This is a genomic window from Cytobacillus mangrovibacter (genome assembly GCF_042865275.1).
Lineage (GTDB): Bacteria > Bacillota > Bacilli > Bacillales > Cytobacillaceae > Cytobacillus > Cytobacillus mangrovibacter.
Window position 1 is genome coordinate 54,927 of sequence record NZ_JBIACJ010000011.1, and the last position, 15,924, is coordinate 70,850.

At 37.5% G+C, this 15,924-nt stretch carries 13 protein-coding genes and 1 other annotated feature; of the genes, 12 read left to right on the plus strand and 1 reads right to left on the minus strand.

All coding sequences use genetic code 11. The annotated features are described in order from the left end of the window. Positions 1-41: 41 nt before the first annotated feature. From ACFYKT_RS17915 to ACFYKT_RS17925, 3 genes are all read left to right on the plus strand, one after another. Entirely contained in the window at positions 42-566 is a 525-nt protein-coding gene (locus ACFYKT_RS17915) for a cytochrome c3 family protein (RefSeq protein WP_389222366.1), read from the plus strand. Continuing rightward, positions 559-1,992, plus strand: a complete 1,434-nt coding sequence (locus ACFYKT_RS17920; RefSeq protein WP_389222368.1) for an ammonia-forming cytochrome c nitrite reductase subunit c552 — start codon at positions 559-561, stop codon at positions 1,990-1,992. Before ACFYKT_RS17915 ends, ACFYKT_RS17920 begins: the two co-directional genes overlap by 8 nt. A gap of 408 nt (positions 1,993-2,400) precedes the next feature. Next, positions 2,401-3,582: an MDR family MFS transporter gene (locus ACFYKT_RS17925; RefSeq protein WP_389222370.1), complete on the plus strand. Its 1,182-nt coding sequence runs from the start codon at positions 2,401-2,403 to the stop codon at positions 3,580-3,582. Between the two features lie 90 nt (positions 3,583-3,672). On the opposite strand, the gene ACFYKT_RS17930 is transcribed toward ACFYKT_RS17925, so the two are convergent. Next, positions 3,673-4,017: a hypothetical protein gene (locus ACFYKT_RS17930; protein WP_389222372.1), complete on the minus strand. Its 345-nt coding sequence runs from the start codon at positions 4,015-4,017 to the stop codon at positions 3,673-3,675. Between the two features lie 130 nt (positions 4,018-4,147). Here ACFYKT_RS17930 and ACFYKT_RS17935 point away from each other — a divergent pair, with 130 nt between their 5' ends. The 9 genes from ACFYKT_RS17935 (at position 4,148) to leuS (ending at position 15,644) form a co-directional block, all read left to right on the plus strand. Then, positions 4,148-5,512 (plus strand): sigma-54 interaction domain-containing protein, encoded by a 1,365-nt coding sequence (locus ACFYKT_RS17935; protein ID WP_389222374.1) that lies wholly within the window; start codon positions 4,148-4,150, stop codon positions 5,510-5,512. A gap of 284 nt (positions 5,513-5,796) precedes the next feature. Then, positions 5,797-7,116, plus strand: coding sequence for a GntP family permease (locus ACFYKT_RS17940; protein WP_389222376.1), 1,320 nt, complete (start codon positions 5,797-5,799; stop codon positions 7,114-7,116). Positions 7,117-7,164: 48 nt separating this feature from the next. After that, a complete protein-coding gene (locus ACFYKT_RS17945; RefSeq protein WP_389222378.1) occupies positions 7,165-7,941 on the plus strand; it encodes a 3-hydroxybutyrate dehydrogenase in 777 nt (258 codons plus the stop codon). A 360-nt stretch (positions 7,942-8,301) separates the two neighbouring features. Then, positions 8,302-8,517: a hypothetical protein gene (locus ACFYKT_RS17950; RefSeq protein ID WP_389222380.1), complete on the plus strand. Its 216-nt coding sequence runs from the start codon at positions 8,302-8,304 to the stop codon at positions 8,515-8,517. A 360-nt stretch (positions 8,518-8,877) separates the two neighbouring features. Further along, positions 8,878-9,102 (plus strand): hypothetical protein, encoded by a 225-nt coding sequence (locus tag ACFYKT_RS17955; RefSeq protein ID WP_389222382.1) that lies wholly within the window; start codon positions 8,878-8,880, stop codon positions 9,100-9,102. Positions 9,103-10,308: 1,206 nt separating this feature from the next. After that, positions 10,309-11,187: an ABC transporter permease subunit gene (locus ACFYKT_RS17960; RefSeq protein WP_389222384.1), complete on the plus strand. Its 879-nt coding sequence runs from the start codon at positions 10,309-10,311 to the stop codon at positions 11,185-11,187. Between the two features lie 106 nt (positions 11,188-11,293). Then, entirely contained in the window at positions 11,294-12,109 is an 816-nt protein-coding gene (locus ACFYKT_RS17965) for an ABC transporter permease (RefSeq protein WP_389222386.1), read from the plus strand. Between the two features lie 208 nt (positions 12,110-12,317). Continuing rightward, the gene (locus ACFYKT_RS17970; RefSeq protein ID WP_389222388.1) at positions 12,318-12,734 is read left to right on the plus strand and encodes an RDD family protein; all 417 of its coding nucleotides are present in this window, start codon (positions 12,318-12,320) and stop codon (positions 12,732-12,734) included. Positions 12,735-12,892: 158 nt separating this feature from the next. Next, positions 12,893-13,115 (plus strand) — a binding site (T-box leader). Between the two features lie 111 nt (positions 13,116-13,226). Beyond that, positions 13,227-15,644 (plus strand): leucine--tRNA ligase, encoded by a 2,418-nt coding sequence (gene leuS / locus ACFYKT_RS17975; protein WP_389222390.1) that lies wholly within the window; start codon positions 13,227-13,229, stop codon positions 15,642-15,644. Positions 15,645-15,924: the final 280 nt, after the last annotated feature.

The following is a 15,924-nucleotide window of genomic DNA, read 5'->3' on the forward strand; positions in this document are numbered from 1 at the left end:
TAATATATTTTAACTGTTTGATTTTGGAGGAGGTGAAAAAGATGCTTAAAAAGCTATTGGCCATTGATAAAAGGTTATTAATATTTATTGGATTATTTGCTGGAATTGTCTTATCAGTTGTTACAGTGAAGACCTTTGCTTATACAGATTCGCCTGAATTCTGTCAGAGCTGTCACATTATGACTAGTGCTCATGATACTTTTGATAATTCAACACATGCGAATCTTGCTTGCAGTGATTGCCATCTGCCGCATGATACGTTGGCAAATAAGCTTGTATTTAAAGCGAAATCAGGTCTTGGCCACGTGTATTATAATACATTGGGTTCAGAGAAAATTCCTAATGTATTGATTGCAACAGAAGGCTCCACTGACGCAATTAATCAGAACTGTATTGATTGCCATAAGAGTACATTGGACAATGTTTCACATGATGCAAAGGACAGCTGTTCAAGCTGTCATCAGGCAATTCCGCATGGCAACGGCTTTAAAACAGAAGATTATTTTAAACCGCCTAAACCAGGTGAGCTTTTAGAAAACAAAGGAGGTACGATGAACAATGGCTAGGCTCAATCGATGGCTTTTTCTTTCCCTGGCTGCTGTCATACTGATTATTTCAGGCTGTTCAAGCGCTGATCAAGCAACGACCGCTGCTGAAGGCGCAAAGACTGGCTTATCCAAAGATGAAATTAGTAATGAAGCGTTTAAAGATTTATTCCCGCTTCAATATGACAGTTATCAGAAAAACGCAAAGGATACAGAGGATACGAAATATAGTGGGTCGGTCAAGCGCAGTAAGTTTGATGCAGATAAAGAGCCATATTTGCCTGTTCTTTTTAATGGGTATGGATTTGCAACAGATTATAATGAAGATCGTGGGCATATTTATGCTAATGAAGATGTCCGTGCCACTGCTCGGATCACAGATAAATCAATCGGTTCCTGTTTAACATGTAAATCGACGGCTGTTCCGCATATGATTGAAGAAATGGGCGATGACTATTGGGGTGGAAGCTTCAATGATGTGATTTGGCCTAAGGCGGAGTCGATGGGACATTCACCAATAGGGTGTTCAGACTGTCATGATCCGGAAACGATGGATCTGCGCATTACTCGGCCAAGTTTTATTAAAGGAATGGAATCACAAGGGATTGATATTTCTAATGCAACAAAAAATGATATGAGAAACTATGTTTGTGCACAGTGTCATGTAGAGTATCACTTTGCTGCAGAAAATAGTGAAGTTACCTTCCCATGGGAAAATGGATTCAAACCAGAAGAAATGTATCAATACTATGAAACAACTGCAAAGGAAAGTGGCTTTAAACAAGACTTTATTCATAATGTGTCTGGTACGCCAATTGTAAAAGCACAGCACCCGGATTTTGAAACACATATGGAAGGGCCTCATGGGCAGGCAGGCGTAACCTGTGCCGATTGCCATATGCCATATGAACGGGTGGATGATAAGAAGAAAATCAGCTCCCACTGGTGGCAATCACCGCTCAAGACAATGGAAAAATCCTGTGCAACCTGCCATAGTGACCGAGAACTTGAAGATTTAGAAAAGCGTGTAGGTGAAATTCAAGATACACATATGCAGGGCTTGCATAAAGCAGAGGATATCTCGATCAGTTCCCATTACTATGTAAATAAAATGATTACCTCAGGCGTAAGTGAAGAGAGAATAAAAGAAGCTCAAGAACATATCCGCAAAGGACAATGGTTCTGGGATATTGTCGCTGCTGAAAGTGGTGCAGGTTTCCATAACCCGCAAGGTGGAATGAAGGCATTAAAAGTCTCTAGTGATGAATCAAATATGGCTATTCAAATAGCTACAGAGGAACTAGTTAAAAAAGGCGTGAATATTGAAGAACTGAAAGAAGAAATCGAAAAAGTGAAGAAGGCTGTTTCTGAAGAAAAAGACAATGCTAAAAAGAAAGTACATGCGACCAACAGTTACTTTCCAGCACAGCAGCCCCCTCCAAAATAGAGAAATAAAGTAAACGATGAAAACACTGTGCAAATCAAATTTGTACGGTGTTTTCTTTATTGTGGCAAAATGTTGAACCCGTGTCAATTAACTCACTCTATTTTCTAGAAAAATAGCGGATTGATTATTCTGAATCTTTATATTTAATTTGTGGGCTAAATACTTATTGCAAGGACAATGAAAAAGAAATAGAATTTACTTTGGATTACGAAATAAAGAGGGATTTAAGTTTAATTGAAGTAAAGGCAAGTATAAATTCAAAATAGAAATGTCTAGCTACAGCGCCTAGGGGCTCGAGTCATAAGCCATTCCGTCAAGAAGGTTAAAGAGCAACCTTCCTGCCGGCCTGTCTTATGCTTGTCGCCCCTGAACAAGGCGCTTCCGCATTTCGTGTATAGGAGGGCTTTTATGCCTCGGACCTTATGGCTTTTAGTTATTGGGATGGCGGTGAATGTAACAGGCTCTTCTTTTTTATGGCCTTTAAATACCATCTATATTCATGACCATCTTGGAAAATCATTGTCAGTTGCGGGTTTTGTGCTTATGTTGAACTCTGGGGCAACGGTGATCGGCAATTTATTTGGCGGAGCACTTTTTGATAAAATAGGTGGATATAAATCAGTATTGCTCGGAATAGGCATCTCGTTATTTTCATTAATTGGCTTAACCTTTTGGCATGGGTGGCCAACATATGTTGTCTTTTTAACGATTGCTGGATTTGGAGCAGGCATTGTCTTTCCTTCTATGTTTGCGATGGCAGGCTCTGTTTGGAAGGAAGGGGGAAGAAAGGCCTTTAATGCGATGTATGTTGCGCAAAATTTAGGTGTTGCAGTTGGTGCTGCACTCGGAGGTTTTGTTGCTTCTTACTCTTTTCAGCTGATTTTCTTAGCGAACACGCTAATGTACGTCATTTTCCTTCTCATTGCCGTTTTAGGATATAGAAAGATTAATACCATTTCAATTTCGCAAAGTTCTATTTTAAAAGAAAATGCTGGAGTTAAAAATCATACTAAGCTCTATGCTTTATTGATACTTTGTATTGGCTATTTATTATGCTGGGTCGGGTATGTTCAATGGCAAACGACAATTGCTGCCTTCACACAGGAATTAAATATTACTTTAAAGCAATATAGCTTCCTGTGGACGGTAAATGGAGCATTGATCGTGCTTGGTCAGCCGCTAGTCAATATCTTTGTGAAGCGAATCAAATCGCTCAAAACACAAATTAATATAGGAATTGTTATTTTTATTGGTTCCTTTGCACTGACAGCAGGAGCAAAAGAGTTCCCTATTTTTCTTACAGCGATGATTATTTTGACGATTGGTGAAATGTTTATTTGGCCAGCCGTACCAACTGTTGCAAATGATCTGGCACCAAAGGGAAGAGAAGGCTTCTATCAAGGGATCGTAAACAGCACAGCAACCGGGGGAAGAATGATCGGGCCATTATTAGGCGGAGTTCTAGTCGATGTGTATGGAACATCTATGTTATTTAGTGTATTAATTATTCTATTAGTGGTTTCAATCTTTACAACGATTATTTATGATCGGAAAATTAAAGAAAAGAAGCAATTAGCACATGCATCGTAAATAAGTTAGGAGAAGCAGTGGGAACCCCACTGCTTCTTGTGTTTTTTTAGGTAAACGAAAACTAATAATGGATTAGCGGCAGTTAAAAGGTCATATGGCAATATCTTTATAATGCTGTTCCACAAAGATCACTTTATCGAAATAACTTTTTAATAGGATCCACCTTGCTGGATAGGCATAAATAAAGTCTGCGATTACTTCTTCTGAATAAAGGACAAGACAATCCAGATGAATGCCAGATTGCTTTCTTAGATCATACAAAAGTGCATGTGGAATGGTATAGTAGTCATTTAGTTGTGACGGATTAAGCTTTAAAGTAGAAATTTGGCTCTCCTTTATATACGTTTGCAAAGCATTCATCTGTACCTCAACACTCTGCTCCCTTGTAAGCTCTTTTTCTTGCCATCGCTCATTTATTATATAAATTCCCTTCATTTATCAACACCCCTTTGAATTGATCACAGTATTGTTATGTACAAAAAGGCAGCTAGAAATACTTCTCAATCATCAGTTTTCAGAAAAGTATGATAAAATAAAAGAAATTATTTTTAATAAGGGGATTTAGATGAGAAGTGCATTATTAGATATACCAATTGAGATGATTGAGACCATTGTAGAAAATGCATTTGGCTGGTTAGTCGTTGTTGATAAAGATGGAAAGATCATTTATATAAATAAAAATTATTGTGATTTTCTAGAAGTAGAACGCGATACGGTAATTGGTGTACATGTATCAAGGGTGATTGAAAACTCAAGAATGCATATTGTTGCCGCAACGGGAAAAGAGGAAATTGCTGATCTTCAATACATAAGAGGAAACTATATGATTGCAAATCGGATTCCCATTATTTCTAACAATCAAGTGGTTGGTGCTTTTGGTACTGTTTTTTTTCGTGATACGAAGGAATGGATGAAAATGAACAGTCATGTCAAAAGCATGCTGACAAAAATTCAAAGCTATATACAGGACATTGACCGCAGTGTGAAGTATAGTCTGGATGATCTTCTAGGAAACTCGAAGCAAATTCAAAGCTTAAAGAATAAAGTGAAGATGATTGCCGCAAGTGATATTTCTGTTTTAATTCGTGGGGAAAGCGGAACAGGGAAGGAATTATTTGCTCATAGCATTCATCAATTAAGCAATCGAAGCCATCAGCCTTTTGTGAAGATCAATTGTGGGGCCATACCAGAGCAGCTTCTTGAATCAGAATTATTCGGCTATGAAGAAGGAGCTTTTACTGGAGCGAAAAAGGGTGGAAAGAAGGGGAAGTTCCAATTAGCTGATGGTGGAACAATATTTTTAGATGAAATCGGTGACATGCCACTCAATATGCAGGTGAAGCTATTAAGAGCTTTACAAGAGGGGGAAGTGGAGAGTGTAGGATCAACTGAACCCGTCCATATTGATGTGAGAATTATAGCTGCGACGAATCGCCCGCTTGAAAAGATGATGGAAGAGAAACGATTCAGGGATGACTTGTTTTATCGAATAAATGTGATCCCATTTACAATTCCCCCTTTGCGTGAAAGGATGGAAGATGTTCCAGTACTTATGGAATATTTCATAAAGAAAATTACGAAGAAGTCAGGGAAAAGAATTATGTCCATTGAAGAGGATGTAATTGAAAGATTTAATCAATACAGCTGGCCCGGCAATATTAGGGAAATGGAAAATGTGATTGAAGCATCAATTCATCTGACAAACAGTGAAGTGATTACATTGGAATCTCTTCCAGATTATTTGAAGGAGTCGTCGCTTTTTCCTGTTGGAAAGAAGAAATTAAAGGAAATCATCGAAGAGACGGAAAAGCGAATTTTACTTCAAAGCTTGACGAAATACAATAACAATAAACTTGAAGTAGCTAAGGCTCTTGGAATTAGCAAATCATCGCTATATGAAAAGCTCAAAAAATATGGGATTGACCATTAGTAGTCCAGAATTATGGAAGATGTTCCAGAATTCTGGACTTTCTTTGTCTTCTTCAATCCATCTATATTTCGGCGGTGTTAATGAAAATATAATTGTTTGTAGTCCGTTTTTCTGGAAAAAAGGTTAACGAAATGTTCAAATTTTCCTGCTGCGTAAAGATTTGAACTTTGGCATGGTACTTGCAATAAAAAAGATTGTGGCACCATTTTAAAATGAAATCGTTTGCAAGGGAGGAGTAGAAGAAAAAACGTAAGTATCAAACTCATAATAAAGGAGGAATTGAAATGCTTAGCATGATCGGGTTAATCGGTGGATTGGCATTATTAATTTTTTTAACCATGCGAGGAATGAACCTTCTTGTTGTAGGACCGCTTTCGGCTATTTTTGTAGCAGTATTTAGCGGGATGCCGCTATTTCCGCAGCTAGCAGGAGAGGGAGAGGCGAATTTAGTTGGCAACTATATGTCAGGCTTCTCCGGGTTTGTTACTTCATGGTATTTGATGTTCTTATTGGGAGCCATTTTTGGAAAAGTAATGGAGGATAGCGGAGCAGCTGATAGTGTTTCCAAGCTGATTGTCGATAAGCTTGGAATGAAGTATGCCGTTCTTGCCATTGTCGTTTCCTGTGCCATTTTGACCTATGGCGGTGTGAGCTTATTCGTTGTTGCTTTCTCTGTTTATCCAATGGCTTTAAGTTTATTTAAACAGGCTAATCTGCCAAGAAGATTTATTCCAGCTGCTCTTGCCTTCGGATCGGTCACGTTCACGATGACCTCAGCAGGATCTCCGGAAATTCAAAACTGGATTCCGATTGAATATCTTGGTACAACACCATATGCAGGCTTGGAAGTTAGTTTAATCGTAGCTGTCTTTATGATGATTTTTGGCTATTGGTGGTTGAAGAGAATGATTACAAAAGCCGTTCAAAAAGGAGAAACATTTACAGCACGAGAAAAGGATCCTGTAACAGTGGATAAAAAATTGCCGAATCCGCTTATGGGGGCAGTGCCATTAATTGTTGTATTAATTATTTCATTCATTTTCCATGATTCTCTTAAACAATCGGCATTAATCATTGCTTTATTAGGTGGGGTAATCGCTACTTATCTATTAAACCGTAAGTATTTTAAAGATTTCTGGGGCGCAGTTTCAGAGGGAACGCTAGGGGCATTAATTGCAATTGGGAATACAGCAGCGGTGGTCGGTTTTGGCGGTGTGGCTAAGGCAGTGCCTGCGTTTGAAATGGCAGTAGATTTTATGACAAATATTCCAGGAAGTCCGCTAATCGGAGCGGCAATTGCGGTCAGTGTCATAGCAGGAATGACTGGATCAGCCTCTGGAGGACAGGTCATTGCACTACCACTTTTAGCACCACACTATATGGATATGGGAGTTAACCCAGAAGCACTGCATCGGGTTGCTGCAATTTCTTCTGGTGCACTCGATTCACTGCCTCATAATGGGTATGTTGTGACAACGGTCCGCTCCATTTGTGGAGAGAGCCATCAGGATGCCTATGGGGCAGTTGGTGCTGTCACGGTCATCGTACCGTTAATAGGTGTTGCAATTGCTATTATTCTCTTCTCTTTTGGGCTTGGCATCTAAGTCTAGGAGTTTCTTTTTCTAGCATTGTTTTTCGAAAGGAGCTTACACATGATTCAGAAAAAGGTAGTTTTTATTACCGGCGCGGCACAAGGCATCGGTTATGAAATAGGGAAAAGATTTGCAGCTAATGGTGCAGCAATTGTGTTAACCGATATTCAAGAAGAGCCTGTTAGACGAGCGGCAGAGAAATTACAGAATGAAGGCTTTACAGCCATTGGGCTAAAATGTGATGTCACTTCTGAAGAGGAAATTAACTTCTGTATTCAAGAAGTCATTCGGCTTTTCGGCAGATTGGATGTTCTCATAAACAATGCAGGGCTGCAGCATGTATCAATGATCGAGGATTTTTCAACAGAAAAGTTTGAATTTCTTATTAAAGTTATGCTTACTGCTCCTTTTATCGCAATCAAACATGTTTTGCCAATCATGAAGCAGCAGCAATTCGGACGGATTATTAATATGGCATCGATTAATGGATTAGTAGGCTTTGCAGGGAAGGCAGCCTATAATAGTGCGAAGCATGGGGTGATTGGGTTAACAAAAGTGGCGGCATTGGAAACAGCAGAGCATGGAATTACAGTTAATGCCTTATGCCCAGGCTATATTGATACCCCACTTGTCCGCAATCAGCTTAGTGATCTTGCTGCTACAAGGAATGTTCCAATCGACAAGGCGCTTGAAGAAGTCATATTCCCGTTAGTTCCGCAAAAGAGGCTGTTAACAGTTGAAGAGGTTGCTGACTATGCCATTTTTCTGTCAGGTGAATCGGCAAGAGGCGTAACAGGTCAGGCAATTGTGATTGATGGAGGATATACAGTGCAGTAAAGAGAAAGAGGGCAGATGAATTGATGGAAGGCAGTTATTGTGGAGGAAATAAAAAATAGCTTAAAAATAAGTTCAGAGTCAGATGGCTCTGAACTTATTTTTTTAGGCTGCTTTCGTAAACTTGGCTGTTTCCTTAAACAAACAATGACTGTCATGCACGATAGTAGCCTATATGACATAATCTAACTCGAAAAAGAATTACGAGGCGAATTTCCACGTCACTAGATAATTGAAAAAAGACATCAAATCAGGACTAACGATAGATCAAAAAAAATATGAATTGATATTTTAGAAGAGCTAATTATGAACGTATGTAAGGAATCTTGTTACCAATAAATGATTATGGGAGGATGCACGAGCATGAACCAGGACTATCCAGTCTACCCTTACCTTGGTTATATACAAAAGGTCGTTCAACAGCCAATTGCCTTTCCACCCCAGCATCAAGAACAGAAACCTGGCTTGGAATGGGCGATGGTCCCAAGGCCCATATTTGACTATGCAGGCTTTAAAGGCAGTGGAAAACTGCAGGGAAAAGTAGCACTAATCACGGGAGGTGATACTAAGTCCATTTAAGGCCAACGGAAAACTTACTCGTTTTCATGCATATATTAGCTATAAGATTTAGTGCCTGTCACCACTCAGGTTTTGTTGAAAGAGTTCAGTAGTTTCGACAAATTCAGAGGAGTGGCAGGCACTTTGTTTATCGTAAAGAAGTGTATTGTACTTGAAGGTAAAAATTGCTATAGAGGGATTTTTGCTAGGCGTTAATTCGACACTTATAGTCGGTAATGATTGAAAAACGGATGAAATAGTGAGGGTTTAAAAACTAATATTATGATAGTTTCAAAGGAAATAACTCAGATTTGTGGTATTAAGAGGCTTTAATGTATTATATTGAAAATGTAGCGGAATTTAACAATTGGAGGTGAGAGAATGCCATTATGGATAGTGTTAGTAGGGATTTCGTCTGTCTTCTTTGGTATGGGAGTTTGTGTTGATTATTTCAATAAGAAGAATGGACGAACAATAAATACTAAAATGTTACGTGAAAAAACAAAAGATAATTTAGGTTGTAGGAGCGCATTTACTTTTAAACGCTCCTTTTATATAAAACTTAAAAAACCGACTCATTTATTCCCTTATTTAATCCATAAATGAATATTATTATGGTTATTACTAGGAAAAATAACCATAGATAAACTTTTTTTGTGCTCCTCTTATTTATCGCCATCATTAAAGTCCATATAATTAAAGATATTGGCCAAATTAAAAATAGCCAAATACCTCTAAACATAATCCCTAACACCCCTATTAACAATGTTATGTATAATACGAACGATGTAATTCTTTTCATAAAATAACTCCTTTATTTTTGTTAGGAAGAGTTTCTTGTTAAAATTATTTCCAAATAATTCTAACATAAATATAATTTTTACTACAAGAAATAATCAATTTAACTGTAGATAAAATAGTGTGATAATACATCTGATTTAGGCACAAATTTGTAGTTAAAGGTGTTGAGTCTTAACGTATAAAATATGCGTTTTGTCAGTGCTATCCCTTTCAAGAAAAATTAAGAATACAGTAATAAGATCGCGAATTATACCACCTATAACATCCATTAGAAATTCGACACTTTTAGTCGGTAATAATTGAAAAACGGATGAAATAGTGTAGGAGTTAAAACTAATATTATGATAGTTTCAAAGAAAATAACTTAGGTTTGTGGTAATAACAGGTCTTAATGTATTATATTGTAAGTGTAGCAAGATATAAAAAAGGAAGGTGAGAGAATGCCATTATGGATAGTGTTAGTAGGAATTTCTTCTGTCTTCTTTAGTATAGGAGTTTGTGTTGATTATTTTAATAAGAAGAATGGACGAACAATAAATACCAAAATGTTACGTGAAAACACAAAAGACAATTTAGGTTGTAGCAGCGCATTTATGTAATACTAATTTATTTTCTATAATCCCTGAAGTAACTTTTGCTTAGGTTCTTTTCTAAAAGTTTGTTGTTTTTGAATAAGTTTTCTATCAATAAAAGGTTGGTTGATTGGAGCTGAAGGCGTGAGACTCCTGCGGGAGAAGTGGAACAGCTGAGACCCCACAGGTGCTTTAGCGCCGAGGAGGCTCAGCGCCCATCCCGCAAGTAAACGCCTAGAGTGGAAATCGACCTCTATCTACTACTTTTTCATTAGCAACAATACTTGAGAAAACGGCCTTTGCTTAAGTTCATTAAGAAGACTCATCTCCCAGAGTGACATTAAACTTTTCATTTCCTTATATAACATTCAAATAAATAACTTTATATTGTGAATATACTAAATACCTGTTGACATCATAAATGAGGTAGGAATTTTCAATGAAATATCTTAAATCTTTCGTTATTCAAACAGCTAGTATTATATTACTCTTTTTCCTAGCTGCTCTGCCGTTATACTTATACAACATGGATGGCAAGTTAATTTTCCAACCTTTTGAAATTCCAAATGAAATTACAAATTTCATTGTTGGATTATTTAATGGTGAATCTTATTTTTACATGCAAGGAGACAGAAGGCGTTTTTTATTAAGTGATCTTTCTAGTTTCTTTCTCTCATCTTACTTTTATTTGACAAGTTCATTGCTTATCGTTATTATTTTAGCTTTTATTCTTGGGATTTGGTTTTGGAAAAAAAGTGAGAAATGGGTTAATTCGATTTTGGGCTTTATTGGAATTATTCCTGATTTTATTCTTGTACTCTTACTGCAATTATTAGTTACCTATATTTATAAAAAAACAGGAGTAAAAGTATTAAAAGTAGCATCATTGTCGATGGATGATCCAGCTATTTTTCTACCGATATTTACTCTATGTATTTTGCCTTTATTTTATTTGATTCGGACATTGAATGATAAAACATATGAGGTTTTAACAGAGGATTATATTTTAACGGCAAAAGCCAAAGGATTAACGAAAAGATATATTTATATAAAACATGTAACTAGTAATGTCCTTCCGTTTTTAAAAGCAGACTTGTATAAAATTGTAGGTATATCTCTTAGCAACCTCTTTATTATTGAGTATTTATACAATACTAGAGGACTGACGGAAATTTTATTTGAATACCCAGATAACTTTGGTTATCAATATAATTTAGTTGTGATTACCCTTTTATCCTTCTTTCTATTGTATATTGGAACTTTATCTACAATTAAACTTTTTATCTTCTTAGTAGAGAGGATTTTCATAAATGGGTAGGTTGAATGTTAAGCTAATAATTGGATTGATTATGATCTGTTTTTTCTTTCTTATTGCTGTCTTTGGGCCAAATTTATCTCCCTATAAAGTAGAAGAACTAGCAGAAGTGAAATATATTTCTACCGAAGAAGGGAGAAAATTATCCGCTCCTCCATTTCCTCCTTCAAAGGAGCATCTTTTTGGAACGGACCAATGGGGATATGATATTCTGACGCTACTGTTGCACGGTGCGAAGTATACTATTTTTACAGTAGTAATTGTAGCTTTATTAAGAGTGGTAATTGGAGGGACACTTGGTATATTCGTAGCCTTAAATAAGAATCCTCTAAATACTCCAATAAAAAATGCTAAAATGAAAATTAATATTTTTAGTGGATTTCCAGTTTTTGTTATTATTTATTTCATTTTAATCAAGATAAACATAGAACCAGTTTTGAGCCCACTTACATTAAGTGCTATTGTAGGCAGCTTAATGATTGTTTTGGGCATAATGAGTGTTTATGATAATGTTTATAGCAAAACAATTGAGGTGCAAAAAAATTTATTTATAACTGCTTCCCAAGCATTGGGAGGAAGTAGACTGCATATTGCGAAAAAACATATTCTCCCTAGTCTTAAAAGTCAAATTTTAATTATTTTTATGAATGAAGTGATTCAAGTTCTTCATTTGATTGGTCAATTGGGGATATTCAATTTGTTTTTTGGTGGCACTTTTATTCGTATGGACCCGCCTGTCTTTATTTCGATTACGAAAGAATGGGCTGGATTAATTGGTCAATTCCGCTCAACCATTTATTATTATCAATGGATACTTTTCTTCCCGTTGTTAAGTTATATAGTATTGCTCTTTTCTTTTTATTTGGTTTCGCAGGGGGTCGTTCAACAAGAAAAAGTGAATCAAAGGAAGAACCCTATTTTATAGTACGGTGACAATATCTACAGCAATTGGAGAATTAAAGTCAATCATGTAGTTATTTTATCTGTCCTTTTCCTGGGTGAAAACGAATCTACATATTAAAATTAGGCTATAAATTGAAATATAGTCTTTTTTTATTCAATGATAGTTGGACTAAAAAATAAAGGTAATTATGTAAACTGATGCTAGAATTAAGAAAAAAGGAGAAAGTTTAATGGATAAAAGGGCAGCAGGTTTTGGTATACGATTAATAGCAGATATACTTGATTTCTTCATTCTTGTTCTTCCAATATCTGCAGTTTTCTACCTGATAAAAGGAGAATACTCATATGAATGGGCAACTGGTTGGACTTGGCAAATTATATATACCTTATACTTAACGTTCATTCCATTATTATGGAGTGGTTATGTAATAGGGAAACGAATTTTAAAAATAAAGGTTAAAAGAATCAATGAATCTGAATTAACCTTTAAAAATATGTTTTTAAGAGAAGTTGTTGGGAAGTTTTTGGTTATGAATTTAACATTTGGAATATCTGCTATTGTCAGTGTTTTTATGGTGGTATTTAGAAAAGATAAAAGAACCGTACATGACTTAATCGGTGGAACCTATGTTAGTTATGATAGATAATATTTGAAATTTTAGGTCCTTATAAGTATATTTGTTTATTTTTAGTCCAAAGGAACACATCTTCATTCTTATGCATATATTATCTATTACACTTCCCGTCAGGATGAGCCCCCTTGCATCTTGGCGGGAAATTTTATACAATAACACTAAATTAATAACTAACTGCCACGATAAGGAGCAGTAATGGTGTCGAATCCTTTTTAGAGAGCTGACGGAAGGTGCAAGTCAGCAGGAAGCATCATGAACTCGCCTTTGAGCAGCAAGTGTGAAAGATTAGTAATGCTTGCCGTATTCCGCGTTAAGGATAATGAAGCGAATGACCTTTGTCATTAATGTGGGTGGTACCGCGGGAGATTCATACATAATCCTCTCGTCCCTATTTTGGGATGAGAGGTTTTTTTATTTTTAAAAATAGATAATTTAAAAAATTAGAAGTCAAAAAGTAGGCTAGCTCCAGCGCCTGATACTTTTTGGCATTAGGAGGAAAAGACAATGAGCTTCAATCATCAGGAGATTGAAAAGAAATGGCAAACCGTCTGGGAAGATAATAAAACCTTTAAGACGAGTGAAGATAAAGGGAAAAATAAATTTTACGCACTTGATATGTTTCCGTACCCATCTGGCGCAGGTCTTCATGTAGGACACCCGGAAGGCTATACAGCAACAGATATTCTTTCCCGTATGAAGCGGATGCAGGGCTTTAATGTCCTTCACCCAATGGGATGGGATGCATTTGGATTGCCTGCTGAGCAGTACGCATTAGATACAGGTAATGACCCGGCAGAATTTACGGAACAAAATATTAATACATTCCGCCGTCAAATTAAAGCACTTGGATTTTCTTATGATTGGGATCGTGAAGTGAATACGACTGATCCTGAGTATTATAAATGGACACAATGGATTTTCTTAAAGCTTTATGAAAAAGGGCTTGCTTATATTGATGAAGTAGCAGTTAACTGGTGCCCAGCACTTGGAACTGTGCTTGCCAATGAAGAAGTAATTGATGGAAAAAGTGAGCGTGGCGGACATCCGGTTGTGCGTAAACCGATGAGACAGTGGATGTTAAGAATTACTGCTTATGCTGACCGCTTACTTGAAGATTTAGATTTATTGGATTGGCCTGAAAGCCTTAAGGATATGCAGCGCAATTGGATTGGCCGCTCAGAGGGCGCTGAAGTGACGTTCCAAATTGAAGGACATGAAGGAACTTTCACTGTATTCACAACTCGTCCAGACACTCTATTTGGTGCAACATATGCGGTGCTAGCTCCGGAGCATGCATTAGTGGATAAAATTACAACTGACGACCAAAAGGCAGCAGTTAATGCTTACATTGAAAAAATCCAAAGCAAAAGTGATCTTGAAAGAACAGATTTGGCAAAAGAAAAAACGGGTGTATTCACTGGTGCCTATGCCGTTAATCCAGTAAATGGCGAAAAAATGCCAATTTGGATCGCTGATTATGTATTAGCAAGCTACGGAACAGGCGCGATCATGGCAGTTCCAGGACATGATGAGCGTGATTATGAGTTCGCAAAGCAATTTGACCTTTCAATTATTGAGGTAGTTGCGGGTGGAGATGTTCAAAAAGAGGCTTACACAGGCGATGGAGAACATGTAAATTCAGATTTCTTAAATGGGATGAACAAGGAAGACGCAATTGTAAAAATGATTTCTTGGCTTGAAGAAAAAGAAATCGGTACGAAGAAAGTGACTTACCGTCTTCGCGATTGGTTATTCAGCCGTCAGCGTTATTGGGGTGAGCCAATTCCAATTATCCATTGGGAGGATGGCACAATGTCAGCTGTTCCAGAAGACCAGCTTCCATTAATTCTTCCAGAGACAAAGGAAATTAAGCCTTCTGGTACAGGTGAGTCACCACTTGCTAATATCGAGGGTTGGGTTAATGTAGTAGACCCTGAAACAGGTAAAAAAGGCCGCAGAGAAACGAATACAATGCCACAGTGGGCAGGAAGCTGCTGGTATTACTTACGCTACATCGATCCGAAGAATACCGAAGCACTTGCAGATGCAGAAAAATTAAAAGAATGGCTTCCAGTTGATATTTATATTGGCGGTGCAGAGCATGCCGTGCTTCACCTTCTATATGCACGCTTCTGGCATAAGGTTCTATATGATATCGGAGTGGTTCATACGAAGGAGCCTTTCCAAAAGCTATTCAACCAAGGGATGATTCTTGGAGAAGGCAATGAAAAAATGAGTAAGTCAAAAGGGAATGTTGTAAACCCTGATGACATTATTGACAGTCATGGTGCAGATACACTTCGCTTATATGAAATGTTCATGGGACCTTTAGATGCTTCGATTGCATGGTCAACAAATGGATTAGATGGATCAAGAAGATTTATTGATCGAGTTTGGCGATTATTCGTTGAAGAGAATGGAAATATCAATCCGAAGATCCAAGCCGTTGACGAAGCAAGTAACCTAGAGAAGATCTACCACCAAACGGTGAAAAAGGTAACTGAGGATTATGAGGGCTTGCGTTTTAATACAGCCATTTCACAGTTAATGGTCTTTATAAATGAAGCATATAAATCAACAGTTCTTCCGAAGCACTATATCGAGGGATTTGTGAAAATGCTATCACCAATTACGCCTCATGTGGCAGAAGAGCTTTGGGAAAAGCTTGGCCATAGCGGAACGATTGCTTATGAAGCATGGCCAGCATTTGATGAAGCGAAGCTAGTGGATGATGAAGTTGAAATTGTCATTCAGATTAATGGCAAAGTGAAGGCAAAGCTTCGTGTTCCATCCGATGCCCAAAAGGATGCACTTGAAAAAATTGCAATGGATGATGATATTGTCAAAGAGCAAATTGATGGAAAAACGATTCGTAAAGTGATTGCAGTACCAGGGAAACTAGTAAATATTGTAGCGAACTAGAAAGGCGGAGGCGGCTTGGTCACCCCCGACAAGCATAAGACGAGCTGGAATGAAGGTTGTTTTTAACCTTCAAGCCAGATTGGCTTATGACCTCGAGGGGGTAGCCGCCGGAGCTAGACAAAGAAAGTCGGAGGCGGCTTGGTCACCCCCGACAAGCATAAGACGAGCTGGAATGAAGGTTGTTTTTTAACCTTCAAGCCAGCTTGGCTTATGACCTCGAGGTGGTAGCCGCCGGAGCTGGACAGATAGAATAACGCAGCACAGACCGATCATTGACATC

Coding starts and splice junctions, on each gene's coding strand:
- ACFYKT_RS17955 (WP_389222382.1), top strand. CDS start 8,878: ATGCCATTATGGATAGTGTTAGTAGGGATTTCGTCTGTCTTCTTTGGT.
- ACFYKT_RS17930 (WP_389222372.1), bottom strand. CDS start 4,017: ATGAAGGGAATTTATATAATAAATGAGCGATGGCAAGAAAAAGAGCTT.
- ACFYKT_RS17935 (WP_389222374.1), top strand. CDS start 4,148: ATGAGAAGTGCATTATTAGATATACCAATTGAGATGATTGAGACCATT.
- ACFYKT_RS17920 (WP_389222368.1), top strand. CDS start 559: ATGGCTAGGCTCAATCGATGGCTTTTTCTTTCCCTGGCTGCTGTCATA.
- ACFYKT_RS17950 (WP_389222380.1), top strand. CDS start 8,302: ATGAACCAGGACTATCCAGTCTACCCTTACCTTGGTTATATACAAAAG.
- ACFYKT_RS17915 (WP_389222366.1), top strand. CDS start 42: ATGCTTAAAAAGCTATTGGCCATTGATAAAAGGTTATTAATATTTATT.
- ACFYKT_RS17970 (WP_389222388.1), top strand. CDS start 12,318: ATGGATAAAAGGGCAGCAGGTTTTGGTATACGATTAATAGCAGATATA.
- leuS (WP_389222390.1), top strand. CDS start 13,227: ATGAGCTTCAATCATCAGGAGATTGAAAAGAAATGGCAAACCGTCTGG.
- ACFYKT_RS17945 (WP_389222378.1), top strand. CDS start 7,165: ATGATTCAGAAAAAGGTAGTTTTTATTACCGGCGCGGCACAAGGCATC.
- ACFYKT_RS17940 (WP_389222376.1), top strand. CDS start 5,797: ATGCTTAGCATGATCGGGTTAATCGGTGGATTGGCATTATTAATTTTT.
- ACFYKT_RS17925 (WP_389222370.1), top strand. CDS start 2,401: ATGCCTCGGACCTTATGGCTTTTAGTTATTGGGATGGCGGTGAATGTA.
- ACFYKT_RS17960 (WP_389222384.1), top strand. CDS start 10,309: ATGAAATATCTTAAATCTTTCGTTATTCAAACAGCTAGTATTATATTA.